Raw genomic sequence first — 22,643 nt, 5'->3', positions numbered from 1 at the left:
GACAATCAAGAGAGCCGCAGGTCGAGCGCGGGCGAACGGGAGAGGGACCGGCGCCGGCGGCTGAGGCGGAATCCCGTACGGCAGGGCGCCCAGCGCGAGGGCGGCCGCCAGCCCGGGCCCGCGTGCGCCGCAGGGGCCGATCCACTGCCGCGGGGGCCGATCCACTCGGGAACGCGCCGGTCACGGGGCCGGTCCGGTTCGGAACCGCGTCAGCCGTGAGGTCCGCGCCCCGTGCGGCACGGCCTCAGCCGCCCAGGCCCACCAGGTTCGGGATCTCCTGCGTGGCGTACCAGAGCAGCTCGTGGTCCTCCGCGCCGTCCACCACGAACTGCGCGTCGTCGTCCCCGGCGGCCGCCGCCTCCAGCGAGGCCACCGCCGCGGTGACGTCCTCCTCCGCGTCGTCGGAGTCGACGTGCACCGCGGCCGCCTTGGCCAGCGCCACCGGTCCGGTGACCCGCACCTCGCCCAGCGCCACCGGGTCGAGCGCCCGGTCGGGGTCGGAGACGGCCGCGCCGTCGGGTACGTCCACGGCGACCACGACCCGGCGCCGCGGCGCCCTCTCGTCCGCCGCGAGCAGCCGCAGCGAGGCCACCGCGGCCCGGTTCAGCGCCGCGTACTCCAGCTCCTCGATGTCGTCGGAGAGGTACCACTCCCGCAGGCCGGGCGTGACGGCGTAGGCGAGGAGCGGCCCGGCCCCCAGCTCACCCGTCTTGTACGCCTCGGCGAGACCGGGGAGGGTCAGAGGGACGTAGACGCGCATGGCTGGCCGCTTTCGTGGTCGGAGGAGGCGGTCCGGAAGGCTCCGCGAAGACCTTCAGGATACGTGCGGGCGTCCCCTTTCGAGTCCCCGCCCACCCCTCGTCAGGCGTCCACTCCAGGCCCGGAATTCACCCGGTACCGGCCGGGAATCCCGGGCCGCGGCACCCCCGTACTCACTCTGATAGGTGAACTCCACGGCCCTTCGACCCGGGCCTCCGCTTCCTTGCTGTCGAGGTCCACAGCCCCGTACAAGATCCCCAACCAGGAAGTTACTGCTCGGTATCAACCGGGCCCACCGAACGGGGACCCCATGAACAAGGTCATGACCAGGACGCAGCCCTCCACCGCCGGCCGCCCGCCGACCCGCCGCGACTCCCGCCGCCCCGGCGACCTCCCGCCCCGCACCCCCGGCGGCACCCCGACCCGTACCTCCCCGGGCGACGCCCGCCCACCGGGCTCCCCCGGCCCCCGCCCCCGCACGGGCCCCACGGACAACCGCCCCGAGACCGCGCCCACCACAGCCACCTCGACCAGGCCCGCCTCCAGCACGCCGGCCCGTGCCGGGACCACAGCCGACACGACCGCCCCTGGCAGGACAGCAGGCGGTACGACGACCACAAGCAGCACGACGCCCGCCCCCACTCGGCCCACCGCCTCCGCGCCCGCCGACACCCGAGCGGCCACCGCCCTCGCCACCCCGACCGTCCCCACCCAGACCCCCCGCAGGCCGGTGGCTCCCCAACCCCGTCCCACCGATCTCTTCGCCGACCTCCTCCTCGCCGTCCTGAGCGGTCAGCGCCCCGTGCACTCGATGCTCCGGCACACCGTCGGCCGCGCCTACGACGAGCTGGCGTGGCTCGCCGAACGCAGCCCCCTGCGCACCCGCGGCACCCGCCCCGTCGTCCGGGACATCGGCTACTACGTCCCCCGTCCGGGCGCCGTGGAGGCCTTCGCCCGCATCGGCGCCGGCGACCAGCTGCGCGCCATGGCCTTCCGCCTGGAACAGGGCCAGGACCTCCGCTGGCGCTGCACGGCGGTGGAGCTGGGCGGCCCCCGCGCTCCCCACCACGCGGACTGACACCCCGCACGCCGAAGGGCCGGACCCCTTTCGGGTAACCCGGCCCTTCACACCGCCACGGCACCTCAGGCACCGTCACACCATTCCGCTACGACGCCTCGGAGCACCGTCGCGCCAGTCCGCCACAGCCCCTCAGGACACCGTCACGTCACTCCGCCACTCCGCCCCAGGCACCGTGACATCCCTCCGCCACGGCGCCCAGCGGCCCGTACGGACTACTTCTTGCGACGCCGCCCACGGGACTGCTTGCGGCGCTCCGCGCGCGTGAGGCCGTCCGCCTCGGAGCGCACGGGCTCGTCGTCGTCGGCGAACTCGCCCTCGACGACACCGCCCTCCCCGTCCACGGTGGGCGCGGAGAAGTGCAGGTCCCGGCGCTGCGGAGCATCCAGCCCCTTGGCGCGGATCTCGGGACGCGCGCCCGCCTGCGCCGGCACCGCGTCCTTCTTGTCGAGCGACGGCGCGGCGTCCTCGACCGGGACCTCCTCGACCTGCTGCTCGACCTGGACCTCCAGGTTGAACAGGTAGCCGACGGACTCCTCCTTGATGCCCTCCATCATCGCGGTGAACATGTCGAAGCCCTCGCGCTGGTACTCGACCAGCGGGTCCTTCTGCGCCATCGCGCGCAGGCCGATGCCCTCCTGGAGGTAGTCCATCTCGTAGAGGTGCTCGCGCCACTTGCGGTCCAGGACCGACAGCACGACCCGGCGCTCCAGCTCACGCATGATCTCGGAGCCCAGCTGGGCCTCCCGCGCCTCGTACTGCTCGTGGATGTCGTCCTTGATGGACTCGGAGATGAAGTCGGCGGTCAGACCCGCGCGGTCACCGGCCGCCTCCTCCAGCTCCTCGACCGTGATCTTCACGGGGTAGAGCTGCTTGAAGGCGCCCCACAGCCGGTCGAGGTCCCAGTCCTCGGCGAAGCCCTCGGCGGTCTCCGCCGCGACGTACTCGTCGATCGTGTCGTCCATGAAGTGCACGACCTGCTCCTGCAGGTCCTCGCCCTCCAGAACGCGGCGCCGCTCGCCGTAGATGACCTCGCGCTGGCGGTTGAGGACCTCGTCGTACTTCAGGACGTTCTTACGGGTCTCGAAGTTCTGCTGCTCGACCTGCGACTGAGCGGAGGCGATCGCGCGCGTGACCATCTTGTTCTCGATCGGCACGTCGTCCGGGACGTTCGCCATCGACATCACGCGCTCGACCATCTGGGCCTTGAACAGACGCATCAGGTCGTCACCGAGGGAGAGGTAGAAGCGGGACTCGCCGGGGTCGCCCTGACGGCCGGAACGACCGCGCAGCTGGTTGTCGATACGGCGCGACTCGTGCCGCTCGGTGCCCAGGACGTAGAGCCCGCCGAGCTCCTCGACCTCGTCCTTCTCGTCCTTGACGGCCTGCTGGGCCCGCTCCAGGGCGGCGGGGAGGGCCTGCGCCCACTCCTCGATGTGCTCCTCGGGGTCGAGCCCGCGCTGGCGCAGCTCGGCCTCGGCGAGGTCCTCGGGGTTGCCGCCGAGCTTGATGTCCGTACCACGGCCGGCCATGTTGGTGGCCACGGTCACGGCGCCCTTGCGGCCGGCCTGGGCGACGATCGTCGCCTCACGGTCGTGCTGCTTGGCGTTGAGCACCTCGTGCTGGACGCCGCGCTTGGACAGCTGCTGCGAGAGGTACTCGGACTTCTCGACCGAGGTCGTGCCGACGAGGATCGGCTGACCCTTCTCGTGCTTCTCGACGATGTCGTCGACGACCGCCTCGAACTTCGCTACCTCGGTGCGGTAGATCAGGTCCGACTGGTCCTTGCGGATCATCGGCTTGTTGGTCGGGATCGGGACGACGCCGAGCTTGTAGATCTGGTGGAACTCGGCGGCCTCGGTCATCGCCGTACCGGTCATGCCGCACAGACCGGGCTGTTCCTTGCCGTCGTGGTCGTGGCGCTTGTAGAGGCGGAAGAAGTTCTGCAGGGTGATCGTGGCGAGGGTCTGGTTCTCGTCCTTGATGTCCACCCCTTCCTTCGCCTCGATCGCCTGGTGCATGCCCTCGTTGTAGCGGCGGCCGGCGAGGATACGGCCGGTGTGCTCGTCGACGATCATGACTTCGCCGTCCATGACGACGTAGTCCTTGTCCTTCTTGAAGAGCTCCTTCGCCTTGATGGCGTTGTTCAGGTAGCCCACCAGAGGGGTGTTCACCGACTCGTAGAGGTTGTCGATGCCCAGCCAGTCCTCGACCTTGGAGACACCGGACTCGTGGATGGCGACCGTGCGCTTCTTCTCGTCGACCTCGTAGTCGCCGGTCTCCTCGATGCCCTTGAGGGGGTTGCCCGCCTCGCCCTTCTTCAGGCGCAGGACCAACTTGGCGAAGTCGCCGTACCACTTGGTGGCCTGGTCGGCCGGGCCGGAGATGATCAGCGGCGTACGGGCCTCGTCGACGAGGATGGAGTCGACCTCGTCGACGATGGCGAAGTTGTGGCCGCGCTGGACGAGCTCGTCCTGGGACCACGCCATGTTGTCGCGCAGGTAGTCGAAGCCGAACTCGTTGTTCGTGCCGTAGGTGATGTCGCACGCGTACTGCTCGCGGCGCTGGGCCGGCGTCATGTTGGCGAGGATGCAGCCGACGCTCAGGCCCAGGAACTTGTGGACCCGGCCCATCATCTCGGAGTCGCGCTCGGCCAGGTAGTCGTTGACCGTGATCAGGTGGACGCCCTTGCCGGACAGCGCGTTCAGATACGCGGGCAGGGTGCCGACGAGCGTCTTGCCCTCACCGGTCTTCATCTCCGCCACGTAACCGAGGTGGAGAGCGGCGCCGCCCATGATCTGCACGTCGTAATGACGCTGGCCGAGGGCGCGCTTGGCGGCCTCGCGCACGGTGGCGAACGCCTCGGGGAGCAGGTCGTCCAGGCTCTCGCCGTCGGCGTACCGCTGCTTGTACTCCTCGGTCAGGGCACGCAGCTCGGCGTCGGAGAGGTCGATGAAGTCCTCTTCGATGGAGTTGACCTGGCCCGCGATGCGGTGCAGCTTGCGCAGGATCTTGCCTTCGCCTGCACGCATGATCTTCGAGAGGACGGACACGGGGGTTGGTCTCCTTGCCGGTCGGGCCTGGGACGGTCGGTTTCCATTTGGCTTGCTGAGCAACGGCCATCGTATGCGAGGACCCGGTCACGCCGGGAGGCCTGCCGGGTACGCCGACTGTCAGCTCTTTCAAATCTGCTTCAAAGGGGACAACGGACGGAGAACGCGGTTGGTGCCGCGCCCCGTCCACGAATTGCGCGAATTGTGATCACCCGCTCACGCACGGCAAAAAGATGGCGTCCTCGTCGGCCTCCCGAGCAGAATCGGCCGATGGACCCCGTCACGCTCACCACGGACCGTCTTCTCCTGCGCGCGCCAGGCCCCGAGGACGCCGACGCCGTGCTCGCCGCCGCCCAGGACCCCGACATCCAGCGCTGGACCTCGATCCCCTCGCCGTATCTGCGCGAGCACGCCGAGAGCTTCCTCGGCCGGCTCGTCCCCCAGGGCTGGTCCGAGGGCACGATGCTCACCTGGGGGCTGTTCCTTCCCGCGGGGGAGCCCCTGGTGGGCATGGTGAGCCTGACCATGCGCTCCGTGGGCACGGTCGAGGTCGGCTACTGGGGCGTCAAGGAACACCGCGGCAACGGCTACATCGTCGAGGCCGTCCGCACCGTCTCCCGCTGGGCCTTCACCGAGTTGTCGGTCGACCGGGTGGAATGGCGCGCGGAGGTCGGCAACGCCCCCTCGCTCACGGTGGTCGAACGCGTCGGCTTCGTCCTGGAGGGCGTCCAGCGCTCCGCGATCGTCCACCAGGGCGTCCGCCGGGACTGCTGGTCGGGAGCGCTGCTGCCCTCCGACCTGGGACTGCCGTCGACGACGCCGTACCTCCCCGCGCCCCGCTGACTCCCCGCTTGCGAAAGATCCGCAGCTCAGGCCCCGTTGTCAGTGCCGGCCTCTATCGTTCGGACCCATGACGACCCCGCGTCCCACCACCGACCTCTCGGCCGACGAGGCCCGGCGCATCGCCCTGCGCGCCCAGGGCTTCCTCGGCACCCCCGACCGCAAGGCCGGGGTCCGCGGCGTCCTGCGTCATCTCGGCGCGGTCCAGCTCGACACCATCTCGGTCCTCGCCCGCTCCCACGAGCTGATCCCCTACGCCCGCCTCGGCAGAGTGGACCGCAAGAAGGTGGAGCGCGCCTACTGGAACACCGAGTCCACCGCCGGATCCGCCTCCCGGCCGCACGCCTTCGAGTACTGGTCCCACGCGGCCTGCATCCTCCCCATCGAGAAGTGGCCCCACTTCGCCTTCCGCCGCCGCGCCTACCGCGCCCGCCCGCACTGGAACCACGAACTCCCCGACGGCGCCTACGACCAGGTCGTCAAGCAGCTGCGCGCGGAAGGCCCCCTCACCGCCACCGAGTTGGGCGGCGCGAAGAAGACCAGCGAGTGGTGGGACTGGTCGGGCGCCAAGGTCGCCGTCGAGCGCGCCCTGATGTACGGCGAGGTGGTGTGCGTCGAGCGCCGCGGCTGGAAGCGGGTGTACGACCTCGCCGAGCGCGCCGTCCCGGCCGACCTGCTCCACGACGAGCTGGACGACACCGAGTGCCTGCGCCGCCTGGTCGGCCTCGCCGGACAGGCCCTGGGCGTGGGCACGCGCGCGGACATCGCCGACTACCACCGCCTCAAGGGCGAGCAGGTCGACGCGGTGATCGCCGATTCAGGTCTGGTGCCGGTCACCGTCGAGGGCTGGGGCAAGCCGGCCTGGGCCGACCCGGCCGCTCTGGAGGCGCCTGTGCGCGGCCGCCACCGCACCACCCTGCTGTCCCCGTTCGACTCCCTGATCTGGGAACGGGCGCGCACGGAGCGGATCTTCGGCTTCACCCACCGCCTGGAGGCCTACGTCCCCAAGCCCAAGCGGATCCACGGCTACTTCGCGATGCCAGTGCTCGCCGGTGGCCGGCTGGTCGGCCGGGTGGACCCGGCCCGTGAGGGAGAGACCCTGGTGGCCCGGCAGATCACGCTGGACGGCCCGAAGGCGGCCCCGGCGGTGGCCCAGGCCCTGGTCGAGGCGGCGAGCTGGGTGAACTGCACGAGCGTCCGCGTGGAGCGCGTGGACGCCCCGGAGCTGCACGAGCCGCTCACCAAGGAGGTGACCCGGGCGCTCATCGCGGCGCTGCGCTGACCGGTCGGAAATAGACCTGAGGAGATCTCAGCAGATCTCACCGGATCTCGAGGATCTTCTCCCGCATCGCGTAGACGACGGCCTCCATCCTGGAGTGCAGCTGAAGCTTCTCCAGGATGTTGCGGACGTGGTTCTTCACGGTGTTCTCGGAGATGAACAACTCCTTCGCGATATCGCGGTTGTTCATTCCCGTGGCGACGAGCTTGAGGACTTCGAGTTCCCGGTCGGTGAGCCGCGGCGCCGGCACCAGTCGGCGTTCGTCGGTGCGCTGGATCATCGACTTGAACTCGGTGAGCAGTTTCGACGCCATGGAAGGGCTGATCTGCGACTGCCCGTCGGCCACCGCGCGAATGGCGGTCGCCACCTCGTCGGTGGAGATCTCCTTGAGGAGATATCCGGTCGCGCCGGCCTTGATCGCGTCGTAGAGATCGGCTTCCTCGTCGCTGATCGTCAACATGATGATCTTCGCACTGGGGGCCACCTCCTTGATGGAGGTGCAGGCCTCGATCCCGCCCCGCTTCGGCATCCGCACATCCATCAGCACGATGTCCGGAAGCAGGTCGGCGGCCTTGTCGACGGCTTCCGCACCGTCGCCCGCCTCGCCCACGACCTGGATGTCCTCCTCGGCCGCGAGCACGATCTCCAGTCCGCGCCGGAAGAGTGCGTGGTCGTCCACGACCAGGACCCGGATGGGTTCCTTGCGTGGTGAGCCCGTGTCCGCGCCCATGTCGACGACGCCGTCGCCGGCGTCCTCGCCGTGCAGCGGTCCGAAGCTGTCCGCCATCGTTCCTCCCCCTGAAGGCTGTGGCTGGTCCTGTGCCATCGCCAACCCAAGGCAACGGCCCACCGGTTGGGCCGGTGCGGCCATGATTTCATGCCCGGACGACAGTGAGGTGACAGAGCGGGGCGCGAAGTGGTCGCACACTGGTGCCCCTGGGGGCGCACATGCGCTCCAGGGGCACCTGATCGGCTGTCGTCCGGGAAGGTCAGCTCCCCGTCGTGTCACCCGTCGCGGGAGAGTGCGCCCGGGCGACCATCGGGTCCGTGCTCAGGTGGATGACGCCGTAGTCGTAGGCGTGTCGCCGGTAGACGACACTCGGTTCCTTGGTCTCGGAGTCGACGAACAGATAGAAGTCGTGCCCGACCAGCTCCATCTCGTAGAGAGCCTGGTCGAGGGTCATCGGGGAGGCGACGTGGGTCTTCTCACGGACGATGAGGGGGCCTTCACCCTGGATCTCCAGCGAGCCGATCCTCTTGGTGGGCACGCCGTCCGACTCTTCCTCGTGAACGGCCTGTCCGTTGCCGTTGAGCGTCGCCGCGCCCGGGACGTGGTCGGCGACCTCGGCGGCCGTGAGCCGTCGTGCGCCCCTGCGTGTGTGGCGCTTGTCGTGCTCCTTGCGCAGCCGGGCGTCCAGCTTCTCCGCCGCCAGGTCGAGTGCCGCGTACGGGTCGTTGGCCGACGCCTCCGCCCGGATCACCGGACCGCGGGAGCGGAGCGTGATCTCCACTCGGTCGCAACGGTCGGCCTGTCGGGGGTTGGGCTCCTTGGACACCTCGACGTCGAGGCTGATCACCTTGCCGTCGAGCTTCTGGATCTTCTCCAGCTTCAGCTTCTCGGCCACGTGCTTGCGGAACCGCTCGGGCACCTCGGTCTTGCGGCCCTTGACGACGATGTCCACGCAGAACTCCGTTCCCGGATCGCTCCGCCTCGATGCGGAGCATCTCCCTTTTGCACCAGGCTCCGGTGAGTCCCGGAACCTCGGACTCGGTGACGTCCACCTCCTCCCCCGCGGGCAAGATCCCCATTCCCCCGGCACGGGTGATGATGAAAATTCCCACGGGACGGCATTCGGATGGGAGAGGTGTGGCCTGCGCCTTTCTCTCACAACCGAACATATCTCGCCTGGACGGATGTCGTCACCCTCTACCGCGGCGTACCTCCGTTCAGGTGAATAGACCCTCTCGTAACCTGCAACGATGCAAGTTCGCAGTCAGTTCCGGTTTATTTCGAAGGAATCCGGCGAGGCCGCGACCACAGCCGCGCAGATCCAGTCACAGATGTCATGGGCGCCCGCCACGGCGGGGCCTCCGGGCTCCCGGCCCGTGTCCTCCTCCGTCGCTGCGGTCATCCGTTCCCCCATCCCTTCCCGACCCACCGCGCCGTACACGACGAATCTCCCTCCGGGCTCCCTCACGTCCGCCTCCCGTTGCCCCAGGCGTTCGGCACCGCCCCGCCCACCGCCGTCCCCTCCAAGTCCCCTCCCCCGCCCGGCCACACCCCCATCCCGACCGCCACCGAATACGACACCGCCCTCCCGATCACTCACCCACCCGCCGGTTTCCCGCCCCTCCCCACGCACCCCGCCTTCACGCACGCCCCCTTGCGCAACGCCCACCCGACCACCCCGGTACCCGACGGCCCCCAGCCCCTCCCTGCCCACCGACCCTTCGAAACGCCCCACGTCTCCGGCCACCCCCCAACCACCGCCGGACCCGGCCCCAGCCCACTCGCTGCCGTACCCGGCCTCCGCCCCCGCGCCCCGCCCCCGACCCCCGCCGTACAGAGCCCCCTCCGAACCCCCGCCATACCCGACCCCCTCCTGACCGCCGTCGTACGCAACCCCCTCCCGACCAGCACCGCGCCCACCCAGGGCCCAGCCCTCGCCGTAGCCGACCTCCGCCCCCGCACCGCCCTCCCGACGATCGCCATACCAAGCCCCCTCCCGCCCCCACGCCTCCCGAACAGCCCGCGCCGCCTCTGCCAGGGACGCGCCCGTCGTCATCACGTCGTCGACCAGCACGACCCGCCCCGCCGCCAGCAACCGTCCCCCGCCCGGCACGACGGTCAGCGCGCCCGCGAGATTCTCCAGTCGTTCCCGGGAGTTGAGCCCCGCCTGGTCGGCCACGGCCCGTCGCTGCCGCAGCACCGCCAGCACCCGCGCCGGCACCCCCGCCCGCCGCAGTTCCCCCGCCGCCGCGAGCGCGATCCGCCGCGCCGGATCATGCCCCCGCGCCCGCACGGCCCACCGAGCCGACGGAACGGGAACCAAGAGCACCGGCGCCGCCCCGGACACCCCCACGCCCGCCCGCACGGCCCCCGCCAGAGCCGCGCCGAGCGGCCCCGCGAGCGTCAGCGCCCCCCGCTCCTTGTGGGCCAGCAGCACCGCCCGTACCGCATCCGCGTACGCGGCCGCCGCGTGCACGGCCGGCAGCCCCGCCGGCTCCGGCACCGGTCGCACCCGGCGCGGTACGGCCCCGCTCAGGGCCGCACGGCACTCCGGACAGAGCACCGTACGAGGCCTCCCACAGCCTCCGCACTCGGCCGGCAGCACCAGTTCCGTGAGGTCCTGCCACCACCCCCGCATGCCCACCACTGTGCCAACACCGCCCCGGCCCGACCACCCCTGTGGATAACCCCCTGTGGAAAACCCCGCGCCGATACGAACAGCCGTTTGCCCCCGGCTTTCCCCCGCGACTTCCCCCACGGTTCTCCCCCGCGACCTCCCTCGCGGCTTTCCCCGGTTTCCCCGGTTTCCTCGGTTTCCCCACACAAAAGCGGCCGCCCCCACCGGATCCCCACCCGGCAAAAGCGGCCGCCTCACCCGACGAACCCGGAACTCACCCCGGATAAACCGGCGCCGTCCCGTCCGCGTCCACCTTCTGCCACTGCGCCCCCGACGGCAGCCGTACGATCCCGTCCTCCGAGTACGCCACCAACGGCATCTGGTCGTCCTCGGACGCCGCGATCTCCTTCACGCCCGTCAGCGCGGCCGGCGGCGGCCCCTCCGGCGTGGAGCCGTCGACCTGGACGTACCGCGTCTGCTGCACACCGCCCTGCTCGCGCCCGACCACCACGAGCCTGCTGTCGCCGGCCCACGACATGGTCGTGACCTCCTCCAGGTCGGGCGTCGTTGAGCGCAGCTCCCGTACCGAGACGGTCTGCTTCTCCCCGGCCTTGCCCTCCCGCTCGATCCGCCCGACGAGCAGGGACTGCCGGCCGTCCTTCTCCACGACGAGCGCGATCCGCACCCCGTCGGCGGCGACCCGCAGATCCTTGATCCGTCCGTCCAGCCCGGGGATCCGCACCGTCAGCGGCTCCCCCGCGCCCTCCTCCAGCAGCAGCAACCGCGGATCGGCGGGGTTGCGGTCGGCCACCCACAGGTCGCCCTCCACGTCCCAACTGGGCGTGGTCAGCCGGTCCTCGGCGGCCTTGCCCGCACTGGTCAGCACGGGCTCGCCGAGCGAACCACCCGCCACCAGCGAACCGACGTACAGCGCCTTGCCGTCGAGCCCGACGCCGGCCGCCATGTGCTCGTCGCGCGAGACGGCCACCGACCGCAGGTCCTTGTCCCCCTCGCCCAACGCTCCCGGCACCGGCTCGGCCTGGGCACCACTGCCGGCCGACGTGGCCGGAATCCGCACCAACCGGTGCCGGCCGTCCACGAAGTACAGGAACCCCGGCTCCTCCACCGATCCGCGCGTGGCGGCGCGTTCGGCCTGCTCCTCGCCGACGGTGCACAACTGCTTGTCTCCCGCCCGCAGTTCGACGTCGTCCACGGCGGGAGCGAGGTCCGACAGGGTGAACAGCAGCTGGGCGGCCATCTGTTCGCACGGCCCCGAACTGACTCCGGCGGCCTTGTCGTTGAGCGGCACCACCAGTGTGTTGCGGTCGTCGGGGGCCAGCGAGGCGGCACCCTTCTGCAGCGCCGTACCCGTGGGAAAGCTCGTCCTGACGACCGGGTCGAGCCAGCTCGTCGGCCCGCTCAGCAGCGACCGCACCAGAGTCGTCATGGGATCCACGCGCTCACGGACGTACACCGGATCGGCCACCGCCACCATCTGCGGGGCGGTCACGGCCTTCGTGTCCGAGGCGAAGTAGTACTTGTCGACGGACACGTAGTTGCGCTGGAAGTCCGACTTCCCCATGACGACACCCTGCGGAAGGCTGTCGATCCGCCACTGCTTCGTCTTCGGGTCCTGCACCAGGTGCACCGGCTCGTGGTACTCGCCGGAGGCAGGCGTGTACGACTGCTGCGTGTCCACCACGGCCACCTTGGTGCCGGTCAGCGTGAACGACGCGTCGTCGGTCTCTCCCCGGTCGACGGGCCGTGTGTAGTCGGCGCGGGGACCGTCGTCGAGCACCGTAGTGGCCCGGTCCGGCTGCCACTGCCGTGCCGCGCGGGGGGTCAGGTACTTCTTCGCGGTCTCATACTGCGGATCGTCGCTGGTCAGCGCCTCCAGGAAGCCCTGCACGATGTCCGTCGGCTCGGCGTCCTCCTGCGGCGGCATCGCGAAGACCCGCACCTGCGTGTCCTGACGGGCCGTGGAGTCCACCCCGCGCAGATCGCCGCTGTCCGGCATGGAGGCACACCCCGTCAGCAGTACGACGCCACAGGCGACGTACGCCGCCGCGCGCCCCGGCGTGCGCCGGACGCCCCCCTCGCGGTCAGCGCCCACGGAATGCCTCCCCCTGCTCGTACGAGTCCTGCGACCGGCTCACGTCCCCACCATTGGGCTGCCCCTCGCCGTGTGAACCATGGGGCCGCCCGTCGCCGTCCGCCGCCCCGCTCTGCCCTCGCGCGCCCGAGGCGGGCCGGGGCACCACGCGCGCGCCGTTGCCCGGCAACGCCGTCGGATCGGCCGTGGGCGCGACCGCGGCGGACCGGATCGGATCCCGCGAGGTCACCTGGTCGCCCACCGACTGGACCGGCACGGTCGCGCTCTTGTCGACGCCCCCGCGCGGCAGACCGGCTTCGTCGAGCCCGCGATTGCGGCGCGAGTCCTTGGGCTCCAGCGGTATCGGCGAGCCCCTGAGCGGCTCGTCGGCCGTCCTGGGCAGCGTCAGCCGGAACTGCGAGCCGCCGCCCGGCTCACCCCACGCCTGCAGCCAGCCGCCGTGCAGCCGTGCGTCCTCCAGGGCGATGGACAGCCCGAGACCGGTACCGCCGGTGGTACGCGCGCGTGCCGGGTCGGCCCGCCAGAAACGGCTGAACACGCGCGTGGCCTCACCCGGCTTGAGCCCCACGCCGTAGTCGCGCACCGCGATCGCGACGGCCCCGCCCGCCGAGGCGAGCTTGACGACGACGTCCTTGCCCTCGCCGTGCTCCACGGCGTTGACCACGAGGTTGCGCAGCACCCGCTCCACCCGCCGGGCGTCCGCCTCGGCGACGACGGGCTGCTGGTCGCCGACGATCCGCACCGTCGTCCCCTTGCGCTCGGCCAATGGTGCGGCCCCGCCGACCACGCGCCGTACGACCTCCCTGAGGTCTATCGGCTCCGCCTCCAGCGCCGCCGCGCCCGCGTCGAAGCGGCTGATCTCCAGCAGGTCCGCGAGCAGCGTCTCGAACCGGTCCAGCTGGTCGGCGAGCAGCTCGGCCGACCGCGCGGTCATCGGGTCGAAGTCCTCGCGCGCGTCATGGATGACGTCGGCGGCCATCCGTACGGTCGTCAGGGGCGTCCGCAGCTCGTGCGACACGTCGGAGACGAACCGCCGCTGCATCCGCGACAGGTCCTCCAGTTGCTGGATCTTCAACTGGAGGTTCTGCGCCATCTTGTTGAAGGCCTCGCCGAGCCGCGCGATGTCGTCCTCACCGGTGACCTTCATCCGCTCCTGAAGCCGCCCGGCGGACAGCCGCTCGGCGATCCCGGCCGCCATCCGCACCGGCGTGACGACCTGGCGCACCACGAGCCAGGCGATGGCCCCGAGGAGTACGACCACGAAGAGCCCGGCAGTCGCCAGTGTCCCCTTGACCAGGCTGAGCGACTTCTCCTCCTGGGTGAGCGGGAAGAGGTAGTACAGCTGGTACGGGTCGCCGTTGGGGTCGTTGACCTGCTTGCCGATGACCAGGGCCGGCTGGGTCTCCCTGTCGGCGTCGTAGACGATGCGCGTGTAGCTCTGCGCGGCCGCCGTACTGGAGTCGATCTTCTCGCGCAGGTCCTCGGGCACGCTGGCCGTCGGGTCGACGTCGCCGGAGGCCCGCGGACCGCGCCCGCTGCCACTGTCGCCGCCCACCGGCAGGGTGACGACATCGAAGGCGCCCTGACCGCCGCTGGAGAGCGTGTAGACGAGGTTGCTCATCCACTCGATGACGTTCTGGTCGGACTGTCCGTCCGCCGTGGTCGCGTCGTCCGTCCCGGCCGAGGCCTCGTCGGACTTCTGCTTGGCCACCGCGAACCCGCCCGTGGCCTGGCTCTGCGAGGCCTTGACCTTGGCGTCCAGCAGGCCGTTGCGCACCTGCCCGATGACGACGAAGCCCAGCAGGAGCACCACACCGAGCGACATCAGCAGGGTGGTGACGACCACCTTGAGCTGGATGTTGCGCCGCCACAGCCGCATCACGGGCAGCAGCGGCCGCCGCACCCAGCGCATGAAGAGCCTCAGGACCGGGCTGCCCTGGACTCCGCCCTGCAGCAGCCCGCCCTCGAGGAGACGGCCCCATCGGGAGCCGCCCGGCTTCCGCCCGACAGGCCGCCCCGCACCGTCCCCGGTCCGCCCGGGCGACGAAGCGGCACTGTCTCCGGACATGTCAGCTGGGTCCTGCCTTGTATCCGACACCACGGACGGTCACCACGATCTCGGGCCGCTCGGGGTCCTTCTCGACCTTGGAGCGAAGCCGCTGCACGTGCACGTTGACGAGCCGGGTGTCGGCGGCGTGCCGGTAGCCCCACACCTGCTCGAGGAGCACCTCACGCGTGAACACCTGCCACGGCTTGCGCGCGAGCGCGACCAGCAGGTCGAACTCCAGCGGCGTCAACGCGATCGACTGCCCGTCCCGCTTCACGGAGTGCCCGGCCACGTCGATGACCAGGTCACCAATGGCGAGCTGCTCGGGCGCGGGCTCCTCGGACCTCCGCAGCCGAGCCCGGATCCGCGCGACCAGCTCCTTCGGCTTGAACGGCTTCACGATGTAGTCGTCGGCGCCGGACTCCAGCCCGACCACCACATCGACCGTGTCGCTCTTGGCCGTCAGCATCACGATCGGCACACCGGACTCCGCCCTGATCAGACGGCACACCTCGATGCCGTCCCGCCCGGGCAGCATCAGGTCCAGCAGCACCAGATCGGGCTTGGCCTCCCGGAACGCGGCCAGCGCCTTGTCGCCGTCGGCTACGAAAGACGGCTCAAAACCTTCACCACGCAGCACGATGCCGAGCATCTCGGCCAGTGCGGTGTCGTCGTCGACGACAAGGACTCGTCCCTTCATAAAGGCCATCATCCCATTCTCGTAACAGTGACCGGGGCGCTGGTGAGGGAGGTCACTGACCTGTGACGATAGTCGTATGGGGGCGTCACTGTCTGCGGTTCGTGACTCGGCGGGACGCGTGGCCCCGGCTTCCGGATCAGCCGGTCGCCGCCTGACCGGCTCTGGCACACAGTTCGGCAAGCGCCTCAGCCGTCACAGGAGACACGACTCCCTCCTCGGTGACGATCGCCGTCACCAGTTCGGGGGGCGTCACATCGAACGCCGGGTTGTACGCCTGCGTCCCCAGCGGCGCCACCGGAATCCCGCCACCCGCCTCGGCTCCCGCGACCGGCGCCTGGGGAGCCGCGATCTCGGTCACCTCGTGCCCGGCCCGCTGCTCCACCTCGATCGACGCGCCGTCCGGAGTGTCCGGATCGACCGTCGTCACCGGCGCCACCACGATGAACGGCACATGGTGGTACCGCGCCAGCACCGCGAGCGGATAGCTCCCCACCTTGTTCGCCACCGACCCGTCCGCCGCGATCCGGTCCGCCCCGATCAGCACCGCGTCCACCTCCCCGGCCGCGAACAGCGAACCCGCCGCGTTGTCGGTCAGCAAGGTGTACGCCATCCCGCTGCGCGCCGCCTCGTACGCCGTCAGCCGGGCCCCCTGGAGCAGCGGACGCGTCTCGTCCACCCACAGCCGCCGCAGCCGCCCCACCCGATGGGCGGCCAGCGCCACCGCGAACGCCGTCCCCTCACCGCCCGACACCAGCGAACCGGTGTTGCAGTGCGTCAGGACCCGGTGCCCGCCCCCGGGCAACAGCTCGTCCAGCAGCGCCAGCCCGCGCTCGGCCATCGCCGCACTGGCCGCGGCGTCCTCCTGATGCAGCCTGCGCGCCGCGGCGAGCGCCGCCTCGGCCGCCCGGCCCTGGTCCCCGCTCCCGCCGAGCTCGGCCCGGTAGGCGTCCTGGGCTCTGCGCACCCCCACGGCGAGGTTCACCGCGGTGGGCCGCGCCCCCGCCAGCACGGTCGCCGCCTCGTCCACGTCGAACCCGCGCGCGGCGGCGAGCGCGACGCCGTACGCCCCGGCGATCCCGAGCAGCGGCGCCCCGCGCACGGCGAGCGAACGGATCGCGTCGACCAGCGCGGACGCGTCCGTACAAACCAGTTCGACCTCCTCGGCCGGCAGCCTCGTCTGGTCCAGAAGCACCAGGACGGGACCTTCGGGTGGCTCCTCCCAGCGGATCGCCGGTATCTCGGTGGGCTTGCTGTCCTCGCCGGATTGCGCGTACTGATCAGCCATGCGGTCAGTCTGCCCCTTGTGCGGCGGACTATTGAAGGTGCGCAGCCCCTACCGCAGCTGGTCCTTCCCGTACCACCCCATGGCACGATGGCTGCCAACCTGCCGCCGCGACCGCGGACGGGCACCGTGAAGGAGCGACGATGAAAGACACTCCGGGCTGGGCATCGCCCGGATCCGCCCCGTCCGACGGGCACGAGCCCGGCGCATCCGGTCCTGCCGAGCCCTCCGACCGTCCCACGGACCCCGCGAACCCCGCGCAGCAGCCGGGTGAGACCCCTCAGGACTCCGGCTCGAAGTGGTCGCAGGAACAGCCGCCACCCGGCCAGTGGTCCGCGCCCGCGGGCCCCGGCGCCCCCGGCCAGGCGCCCCCGCCCCCGCCGCCCGGCCCGGGCTGGGGCTCCCAGCCCCCCGCCGGCCCGCCGCCCGGTGGCCCCGGGGGCTACGGCGGCTGGGGAGGCGGCTACGGCGCTCCCGGCGGCCGCCCCGGCTACGGCTACGGCGGCTGGGGTGGCCCCCCGCCCGCGGCCAAGCCCGGTGTGATCCCGCTGCGCCCGCTCGGCGTGGGCGAGATCCTCGACGGCGCGGTCTCCACCATGCGCACCTACTGGCGCACGGTCCTGGGGATCTCCCTGACCGTCGCGGTCGTCACCCAGGTCCTCGTCATCCTGCTCCAGGGCTTCGTCCTCAACGACAGCGCCGGCAGCGAGGCCCTGAGCGACCCCAGCGCCACCGCCGACGAGGTGTCCCGCGCCCTGGGCGAGACCATGATCGGCACCAGTGTCGTCTTCCTCATCTCGCTGATCGGCACGGTCGCCGCGACCGCCCTGCTCACGACCGTCACCAGCCGCGCAGTCCTCGGCAAGTCGGTCACCACCGGCGAGGCCTGGCGCGACGCCCGCCCGCAGGTGCTCAAGCTGTTCGGCCTGATCCTCCTGCTGCTCCTCATCACCTTCGGTGTGCTCGTCGTGGGCATCCTGCCCGGCGTACTCGTCGCCCTCTCGGGCTCGAACGGCCCCGGTATCGCGCTGGCCGTCCTGGGCGGCATCGGCGCCGGTGTCGTCGCCCTGTGGCTGATGATCCGCTTCTCGCTGGCCTCGCCCGCGCTGATGCTGGAGAAGCAGGGCATCGTGAAGTCGCTGAGCCGCTCCACGAAACTGGTCCGCGGCTCCTGGTGGCGGGTCCTGGGCATCCAGCTGCTCGCCACGATCATCGCCAACATCGTCTCCGCGATCGTCGTGCTCCCCTTCACCTTCGTCGCGGCCGCGGTCGGCGGCGAGGGCATCAGCGGCTTCGTCAACGGCAGCGGCGACCTCGGCTGGACCTTCCTCATCGTCAGCGGCATCGGCTCGGTGATCGGCTCCATGATCACCTTCCCGATCACGGCAGGCGTCACCGTCCTCCTCTACATCGACCAGCGCATCCGCCGCGAGGCCCTCGACCTCGACCTGGCCCGCGCGGCCGGCGTCCAGGACTACGGCACCGACCCCACCCCCGGGAGCTGACGGGGTGACCATTCCGGGGGGAGTTCTCACCATGCTGGGCGCCGGCGGCACCTCCGTGCTGTCGGCGGCGGCCTCCGGCGACGAGCCGCCGCTGACAACCCCGCGCGACCCCGCACGGGAGGCGGCACGGCGCGAACTGTCCAAACGCATGTACCACGAGAACGACCCCAGCTGGTTCCAGCGCGCCCTCAACGCCTTCTGGGACTGGGTCGGCAAGCTCTTCAACGCCGCCTCCGGCGCAACCCCGGGAGGGACGCTCGGCCTGGTCGTCGTCATCCTGGCCGTCCTCCTGGTCGTCGGCGCCCTGTGGTGGCGCCTCGGCACCCCGCGCCGCGAACCCACCTCGTCCGCCGCCCTGTTCGACGACCGCCCCCGCAGCGCCGCCGAACACCGCGCGGCCGCCGAGGCCCAGGCCGCCCAGGGCCACTGGAACCAGGCCGTCCAGGAACGCATGCGCGCCATCGTCCGCTCCCTGGAGGAACGCACCCTGCTCGACATCCGCCCCGGCCGCACCGCGGACGAGGCGGCCGCCGAAGCGGGCCGCGCCCTGCCCTCCCACACGGACCGCCTGCGCACCGCGGCCCGGGACTTCGACGACGTCACATACGGAGGCAGGTCCGCGTCGGAGGTGTCGTACCGCCGCATCGCCGACCTCGACGACGACCTGGAGCGCACCAAGCCGGTGCTGGCGAGCAACGTGAACAGCGCGAGCAGCACCCCCGACGCGGCCCGCACCACCCGCCAGGGAGCCGCCGAATGACCACCGAGGCCACGCTCCCCTCCACCTCGGCCTCGCCCACCGCCCGCCAGGTGTGGACCCGCACGCGCGGCATCGTCCTCGCGGCCGTCCTCCTCCTCGCCGCGGCCGTGGCCATCGCCGCGGTCCGCTCCGGCGAGCGCCACGGCGTCCTCGACCCGCGCGCCGCCGACCCCTACGGCAGCCGCGCCGTCGCCGAACTCCTCGCCGACCGAGGCGTCTCCACGCGCGTGGTGACCACCCTCGACGAGGCCCGCGCCGCGGCCGGCCCGGACACCACGCTCCTGGTCGCCGTACCCGACCTGCTGACGCACGGCCAACAGGACGCCCTGCACTCGGCGACCGCGGACTCCGGCGGCCGTACCGTCCTCGTCGCCCCCGGCGGCTGGTCCGTCGAGCGTCTCGCCCCGGGGGTCGTCGCCGACCCGGCCACCAGCCTCGACTCCGCGCTCTCCCCCGACTGCGCGCTGCCCGCCGCCCGACGCGCGGGCTCCGCCGACACCGGCGGCATCCGCTACACCGTCACCCACCCCGGCTCCGACGAGTGCTACCCGAGCGAGCGGCTGCCCACCCTCGTCCGCGTCCCGGCAGCGTCCGGGGACGGCGACACCGTCGTGCTCGGCGCGCCCGACATCCTCTACAACGACACCCTCGACAAGCAGGGCAACGCCTCGCTCGCCCTGCAACTCCTCGGTTCCCGCCCCCATCTGGTCTGGTACCTCCCCTCGCTCTCCGACGCCACCGCCGCCGACCCCGACGAGCAGCGCGACCTCTTCGACCTGCTCCCCTCGGGCTGGCTCTGGGGCACACTCCAGCTCTTCTTCGCGGCAGGACTCGCCGCCCTGTGGCGGGCACGCCGGCTCGGCCCCCTCGTGCCCGAGAAACTCCCCGTGGCGATCCGCGCCTCCGAGACCGTCGAAGGCCGCGCCCGCCTCTACCGCAAGGCAGGCGCCCACGACCGCGCGGCCAACGCCCTGCGCTCCACCACCCGCACCCGCCTCGCCCCCCTCGTAGGCGTCCCCGTCGCCCAGGCGCACGCGCCCGAGGCACTGCTCCCCGCCCTGTCCGCCCACCTCCACGACCACGGAGACGGACAGACCCTGCACTCCCTCCTCTTCGGCCCGCCGCCCGGCGACGACGCGGCCCTCGTATCCCTCGCCGACCAACTCGACGCCCTCGAAAGAGAGGTACGCCGTTCATGATGGACCCGACCACTGACAACGCCGGGAACACCGGGGATGCGGGCACCGCCCGAGCGTCCTTGGAGGCCCTGCGCGCCGAGATCGCCAAAGCCGTGGTCGGCCAGGACCCCGCCGTGACCGGTCTCGTCGTCGCCCTTCTCTGCCGCGGACACGTCCTCCTAGAAGGAGTCCCTGGGGTCGCCAAAACGTTGCTCGTCCGCGCCCTCGCATCCGCGTTGGAACTCGACACCAAGCGCGTCCAGTTCACTCCCGACCTGATGCCCAGCGACGTCACGGGCTCCCTGGTCTACGACACCCGCAGCGCGGAGTTCTCCTTCCAGCCCGGCCCGGTCTTCACCAACCTCCTCCTGGCCGACGAGATCAACCGCACCCCGCCCAAGACCCAGTCCTCCCTCCTGGAGGCCATGGAGGAGCGCCAGGTCACGGTCGACGGCACCCCCCGCCTGCTCCCGGACCCGTTCCTGGTCGCCGCGACCCAGAACCCCGTGGAGTACGAGGGCACGTACCCCCTCCCCGAGGCCCAGCTGGACCGTTTCCTCCTCAAGCTGACGATCCCGCTCCCCTCCCGCCAGGACGAGATCGACGTCCTCACCCGCCACGCCGAGGGCTTCAACCCGCGCGACCTCAAGGCCGCCGGCGTACGCCCCGTGGCAGGCCCCGCGGACCTCGAAGCCGCACGCGCCGCCGTCGCCAAGACCACGGTCTCCCCCGAGATCACGGCCTACGTCGTCGACATCTGCCGCGCCACCCGCGAGTCCCCGTCCCTCACCCTCGGCGTCTCCCCGCGCGGAGCCACGGCCCTCCTGGCCACCGCCCGCGCCTGGGCCTGGCTGACCGGCCGCGACTACGTCATCCCCGACGACGTGAAGGCCCTCGCCCTCCCCACCCTCCGCCACCGCGTACAACTCCGCCCGGAGGCCGAGATGGAAGGCGTCACTCCGGACTCCGTCATCAACGCGATCCTCGCCCACGTCCCGGTCCCCCGCTGATGGCCCTCACCGGACGCGCGGCCCTCCTGGCCGCGCTGGGTTCCCTCCCCATCGGCATCTGGGAACCCAGCTGGACGGGCATCCTCGCGGTCAACGCCCCTTTGGCGGTTGCCTGCGCCTGTGACTTCGCCCTGGCTGCCCCCGTACGACGCCTCGGCCTGACCCGCTCCGGCGACACCTCCGCCCGCCTCGGCGAGACTGCAGACGTCACCCTCACGATCACCAACCCGTCCAACCGCCCCCTGCGCGCCCAGGTACGCGACGCCTGGCCCCCCAGCAGCTGGCAGCCCGGCACAGAGGTGGAGGCCTCACGCCACCGGCTCACCGTCCCCGCCGGCGAACGCCGCCGCATCACCACCCGCCTACGCCCCACCCGCCGAGGCGACCGCCAGGCCGACCGCGTGACGATTCGCTCCTACGGCCCCCTCCGGCTCTTCTCCCGCCAAGGCACCCACAAGGCCCCCTGGACGGTACGCGTCCTGCCCCCGTTCACCAGTCGCAAGCACCTCCCCTCCAAGCTCGCCCGCCTGCGCGAACTCGACGGCCGCACCAGCGTCCTCACCCGCGGCGAAGGCACGGAGTTCGACAGCCTGCGCGAATACGTCCCCGGCGACGACACCCGCTCCATCGACTGGCGCGCCACAGCCCGCCAGAGCGCGGTGGCTGTCCGCACCTGGCGCCCCGAACGCGACCGCCACATCCTCGTGGTCCTCGACACCGGCCGCACCTCAGCAGGCCGCGTCGGAGACGCCCCGCGCCTCGACGCCTCCATGGACGCGGCCCTGCTCCTGGCGGCACTGGCCGCCCGCGCCGGCGACCGCGTCGACCTGCTCGCCTACGACCGTCGCCTACGCGCGCTGGTCCAGGGCCGCACGGCAAAGGACGTCCTCCCCTCCCTGGTCAACGCGATGGCCACCCTCGAACCCGAGCTCGTCGAAACGGACGCGCGGGGCCTCACGGCGACAGCCCTGCGTACGGCTCCCCGCCGCTCGCTGATCGTGCTCCTCACCAGCCTCGACGCCGCCCCGATCGAAGAGGGCCTGCTCCCCGTCCTCCCCCAGCTCACCCAGCGCCATACGGTCCTGCTGGCGTCCGTGGCCGACCCGCACATCGCCCACATGGCCGGGGCCCGCGGAAACACCGATGCCATCTACGAGGCCGCGGCTGCCGCTCAAGCCCAGTCGGACCGTCACCGCACGGCGGATCAACTCCGCCGCCATGGCGTCACAGTCGTCGACGCGACACCTGACGATCTGGCGCCTGCACTCGCCGACGCGTATCTGGCCCTGAAGGCGGCGGGACGCCTGTAAACGAAAAGAGGGGGTGCCGCAGCACCCCCTCTACACATATCCATCCCTGAAATGCAGAAAGGCCCACACCTTAAGGTGTGGGCCTTTCTCAAGATTTGTTCGGCGGTGTCCTACTCTCCCACAGGGTCCCCCCTGCAGTACCATCGGCGCTGTAAGGCTTAGCTTCCGGGTTCGGAATGTAACCGGGCGTTTCCCTCACGCTATGACCACCGAAACACTATGAAGTTAGACCGGAAACACAACACGGTCGTTGCCTCAGAACTAACACAGTGGACGCGAGCAACTGAGGACAAGCCCTCGGCCTATTAGTACCGGTCACCTCCACCCATTACTGGGCTTCCAGATCCGGCCTATCAACCCAGTCGTCTACTGGGAGCCTTAC

The 22,643-nt window shown here is 71.3% G+C and carries 16 protein-coding genes, 2 rRNA genes and 1 pseudogene; 8 read left to right on the top strand and 11 right to left on the bottom strand.

Annotation, left to right across the window (positions count from 1 at the left end):
- Window positions 1–244: 244 nt before the first annotated feature.
- Window positions 245–760 carry a hypothetical protein gene (locus tag ABZ896_RS22370; protein WP_360931702.1) on the bottom strand — a complete coding sequence of 172 codons (516 nt, stop codon included), beginning with the start codon at window positions 758–760 and terminating at the stop codon, window positions 245–247.
- Window positions 761–1,069: 309 nt separating this feature from the next.
- On the opposite strand from ABZ896_RS22370, the gene ABZ896_RS22365 reads away from it, so the two are divergent.
- A complete protein-coding gene (locus tag ABZ896_RS22365; protein ID WP_360931699.1) occupies window positions 1,070–1,837 on the top strand; it encodes an Rv3235 family protein in 768 nt (255 codons plus the stop codon).
- A gap of 215 nt (window positions 1,838–2,052) precedes the next feature.
- Here ABZ896_RS22365 and secA read toward each other — a convergent pair whose 3' ends face one another.
- Entirely contained in the window at window positions 2,053–4,890 is a 2,838-nt protein-coding gene (gene secA, locus ABZ896_RS22360; protein ID WP_360931696.1) for a preprotein translocase subunit SecA, read from the bottom strand.
- Between the two features lie 270 nt (window positions 4,891–5,160).
- Here secA and ABZ896_RS22355 point away from each other — a divergent pair, with 270 nt between their 5' ends.
- Both ABZ896_RS22355 and ABZ896_RS22350 read left to right on the top strand, forming a co-directional pair.
- Entirely contained in the window at window positions 5,161–5,733 is a 573-nt protein-coding gene (locus ABZ896_RS22355) for a GNAT family N-acetyltransferase (protein WP_360931693.1), read from the top strand.
- A 67-nt stretch (window positions 5,734–5,800) separates the two neighbouring features.
- Window positions 5,801–7,012 (top strand): crosslink repair DNA glycosylase YcaQ family protein, encoded by a 1,212-nt coding sequence (locus ABZ896_RS22350; RefSeq protein ID WP_360931690.1) that lies wholly within the window; start codon window positions 5,801–5,803, stop codon window positions 7,010–7,012.
- A 37-nt stretch (window positions 7,013–7,049) separates the two neighbouring features.
- On the opposite strand, the gene ABZ896_RS22345 is transcribed toward ABZ896_RS22350, so the two are convergent.
- The 7 genes and pseudogenes from ABZ896_RS22345 to mtnA all read right to left on the bottom strand — a co-directional run bounded on the left by ABZ896_RS22345 (window position 7,050) and on the right by mtnA (window position 16,501).
- Window positions 7,050–7,796 (bottom strand): response regulator transcription factor, encoded by a 747-nt coding sequence (locus ABZ896_RS22345; RefSeq protein ID WP_360931687.1) that lies wholly within the window; start codon window positions 7,794–7,796, stop codon window positions 7,050–7,052.
- Window positions 7,797–7,998: 202 nt separating this feature from the next.
- Window positions 7,999–8,691 carry a ribosome-associated translation inhibitor RaiA gene (gene raiA / locus ABZ896_RS22340; protein ID WP_360931684.1) on the bottom strand — a complete coding sequence of 231 codons (693 nt, stop codon included), beginning with the start codon at window positions 8,689–8,691 and terminating at the stop codon, window positions 7,999–8,001.
- A 1,053-nt stretch (window positions 8,692–9,744) separates the two neighbouring features.
- Window positions 9,745–10,377 (bottom strand): annotated as a pseudogene (locus ABZ896_RS22335) (ComF family protein); the annotation flags it as partial.
- Between the two features lie 253 nt (window positions 10,378–10,630).
- Window positions 10,631–12,469: an LpqB family beta-propeller domain-containing protein gene (locus ABZ896_RS22330; RefSeq protein ID WP_360931681.1), complete on the bottom strand. Its 1,839-nt coding sequence runs from the start codon at window positions 12,467–12,469 to the stop codon at window positions 10,631–10,633.
- Complete coding sequence (mtrB, locus tag ABZ896_RS22325) at window positions 12,459–14,537, bottom strand: MtrAB system histidine kinase MtrB (RefSeq protein WP_360931678.1); 2,079 nt, start codon at window positions 14,535–14,537, stop codon at window positions 12,459–12,461. Before mtrB ends, ABZ896_RS22330 begins: the two co-directional genes overlap by 11 nt.
- A gap of 1 nt (window position 14,538) precedes the next feature.
- The gene (mtrA, locus tag ABZ896_RS22320; RefSeq protein ID WP_189786864.1) at window positions 14,539–15,228 is read right to left on the bottom strand and encodes a two-component system response regulator MtrA; all 690 of its coding nucleotides are present in this window, start codon (window positions 15,226–15,228) and stop codon (window positions 14,539–14,541) included.
- A gap of 124 nt (window positions 15,229–15,352) precedes the next feature.
- On the bottom strand, window positions 15,353–16,501 hold the full coding sequence (mtnA, locus tag ABZ896_RS22315) for an S-methyl-5-thioribose-1-phosphate isomerase (RefSeq protein ID WP_360931673.1): 1,149 nt from the start codon (window positions 16,499–16,501) through the stop codon (window positions 15,353–15,355).
- A 140-nt stretch (window positions 16,502–16,641) separates the two neighbouring features.
- Here mtnA and ABZ896_RS22310 point away from each other — a divergent pair, with 140 nt between their 5' ends.
- The 5 genes from ABZ896_RS22310 to ABZ896_RS22290 are packed head-to-tail and all read left to right on the top strand — an operon-like array spanning window position 16,642 to window position 22,261.
- Window positions 16,642–18,003 (top strand): hypothetical protein, encoded by a 1,362-nt coding sequence (locus tag ABZ896_RS22310; protein ID WP_360931670.1) that lies wholly within the window; start codon window positions 16,642–16,644, stop codon window positions 18,001–18,003.
- 31 nt (window positions 18,004–18,034) lie between these two features.
- Window positions 18,035–18,763: a DUF4129 domain-containing protein gene (locus tag ABZ896_RS22305; protein WP_360931773.1), complete on the top strand. Its 729-nt coding sequence runs from the start codon at window positions 18,035–18,037 to the stop codon at window positions 18,761–18,763.
- Window positions 18,760–19,962 carry a DUF4350 domain-containing protein gene (locus tag ABZ896_RS22300; protein ID WP_360931667.1) on the top strand — a complete coding sequence of 401 codons (1,203 nt, stop codon included), beginning with the start codon at window positions 18,760–18,762 and terminating at the stop codon, window positions 19,960–19,962. Before ABZ896_RS22305 ends, ABZ896_RS22300 begins: the two co-directional genes overlap by 4 nt.
- On the top strand, window positions 19,962–20,951 hold the full coding sequence (locus ABZ896_RS22295; RefSeq protein WP_360931664.1) for a MoxR family ATPase: 990 nt from the start codon (window positions 19,962–19,964) through the stop codon (window positions 20,949–20,951). Before ABZ896_RS22300 ends, ABZ896_RS22295 begins: the two co-directional genes overlap by 1 nt.
- Window positions 20,951–22,261 (top strand): DUF58 domain-containing protein, encoded by a 1,311-nt coding sequence (locus tag ABZ896_RS22290; protein WP_360931661.1) that lies wholly within the window; start codon window positions 20,951–20,953, stop codon window positions 22,259–22,261. Before ABZ896_RS22295 ends, ABZ896_RS22290 begins: the two co-directional genes overlap by 1 nt.
- A gap of 97 nt (window positions 22,262–22,358) precedes the next feature.
- Here the strand turns inward: ABZ896_RS22290 and rrf are convergent.
- Window positions 22,359–22,475 (bottom strand): 5S ribosomal RNA (gene rrf, locus ABZ896_RS22285).
- A gap of 71 nt (window positions 22,476–22,546) precedes the next feature.
- Window positions 22,547–22,643, bottom strand: a 23S ribosomal RNA gene (locus ABZ896_RS22280); the annotation flags it as partial.

Source organism: Streptomyces sp. NPDC047072 (assembly GCF_040643855.1).
Classification (GTDB): domain Bacteria; phylum Actinomycetota; class Actinomycetes; order Streptomycetales; family Streptomycetaceae; genus Streptomyces.
Note: the sequence above shows the minus strand (reverse complement) of the source record. Positions and strands in the feature narration are given on the sequence as shown.

Bases quoted from the DNA above. Each gene is read 5' to 3' on its own strand.
- ABZ896_RS22370 (WP_360931702.1), bottom strand. From the start codon at position 760: ATGCGCGTCTACGTCCCTCTGACCCTCCCCGGTCTCGCCGAGGCGTAC.
- ABZ896_RS22365 (WP_360931699.1), top strand. From the start codon at position 1,070: ATGAACAAGGTCATGACCAGGACGCAGCCCTCCACCGCCGGCCGCCCG.
- ABZ896_RS22355 (WP_360931693.1), top strand. From the start codon at position 5,161: ATGGACCCCGTCACGCTCACCACGGACCGTCTTCTCCTGCGCGCGCCA.
- ABZ896_RS22350 (WP_360931690.1), top strand. From the start codon at position 5,801: ATGACGACCCCGCGTCCCACCACCGACCTCTCGGCCGACGAGGCCCGG.
- ABZ896_RS22345 (WP_360931687.1), bottom strand. From the start codon at position 7,796: ATGGCGGACAGCTTCGGACCGCTGCACGGCGAGGACGCCGGCGACGGC.
- mtrB (WP_360931678.1), bottom strand. From the start codon at position 14,537: ATGTCCGGAGACAGTGCCGCTTCGTCGCCCGGGCGGACCGGGGACGGT.
- mtrA (WP_189786864.1), bottom strand. From the start codon at position 15,228: ATGATGGCCTTTATGAAGGGACGAGTCCTTGTCGTCGACGACGACACC.
- mtnA (WP_360931673.1), bottom strand. From the start codon at position 16,501: ATGGCTGATCAGTACGCGCAATCCGGCGAGGACAGCAAGCCCACCGAG.
- ABZ896_RS22310 (WP_360931670.1), top strand. From the start codon at position 16,642: ATGAAAGACACTCCGGGCTGGGCATCGCCCGGATCCGCCCCGTCCGAC.
- ABZ896_RS22305 (WP_360931773.1), top strand. From the start codon at position 18,035: ATGCTGGGCGCCGGCGGCACCTCCGTGCTGTCGGCGGCGGCCTCCGGC.
- ABZ896_RS22300 (WP_360931667.1), top strand. From the start codon at position 18,760: ATGACCACCGAGGCCACGCTCCCCTCCACCTCGGCCTCGCCCACCGCC.
- ABZ896_RS22295 (WP_360931664.1), top strand. From the start codon at position 19,962: ATGGACCCGACCACTGACAACGCCGGGAACACCGGGGATGCGGGCACC.
- ABZ896_RS22290 (WP_360931661.1), top strand. From the start codon at position 20,951: ATGGCCCTCACCGGACGCGCGGCCCTCCTGGCCGCGCTGGGTTCCCTC.